The following is a 667-nucleotide window of genomic DNA, read 5'->3' as shown; positions in this document are numbered from 1 at the left end:
TCGCGCATGAACTGCCAGATATTTTCTACTGGGTTGAGCTCAGGACATTTCGGCGGCAGCGGAACGATGCTAATATTCTCGGGCACTTCCAGCTTCCCGGTCATGTGCCATCCGGCCTGATCCATCAGCAGCACGCCGTGGGCGCCCGGTTCGATAGCGAGCGATATTTCCGCCAGGTGCAGCGACATGGTCTGGGTATTGCAGAACGGAAGGATCAGGCCAGCCCCTTTGCCGAGTTCGGGGCAGATAGCACCAAAGATATAGGCTGATTTCGTCCTCTGATCCTTGGGTGCCGACGGCCGAGTACCGCGCCTGGCCCAGCGGCGGGTGATCTTGTTCTTCTGGCCGATGCGGGCTTCGTCCTGGAACCAGACCTCTATCGGCGTGCCGCGCGGGAGGGCGCCTTTGATCTTTGCCAGCTCGGCTGCAAAGCCCCCTTTTTGAAGTCCTCCAAAGCATATTCATTCTGGGCATGGTGGCGCGGGCGCGCTGTCAGTTTGACATAGCCCTGCTTCTTCAACTCCCGCCCCACGGTCGTTTCGGTCAGCGATACGCCAAATTCATCATGGAGCCAACGCGCCAGGTCGATCAGCCGCCAGCGGACAACTCCATGGATCGCCGGGATCGGGCCGCTTTCAACAATCTCCGCCAGAACTTGGCGCTGGGC

General features: G+C 60.0%; 1 pseudogene. It reads right to left on the bottom strand.

What is annotated here, in order from left to right:
- Positions 1 to 667: pseudogene (locus QHC67_RS18990) on the bottom strand (IS630 family transposase); the annotation flags it as partial.

Source organism: Sphingobium sp., from assembly GCF_033795625.1.
Lineage (GTDB): Bacteria > Pseudomonadota > Alphaproteobacteria > Sphingomonadales > Sphingomonadaceae > Sphingobium.
Note: the sequence above shows the minus strand (reverse complement) of the source record. Positions and strands in the feature narration are given on the sequence as shown.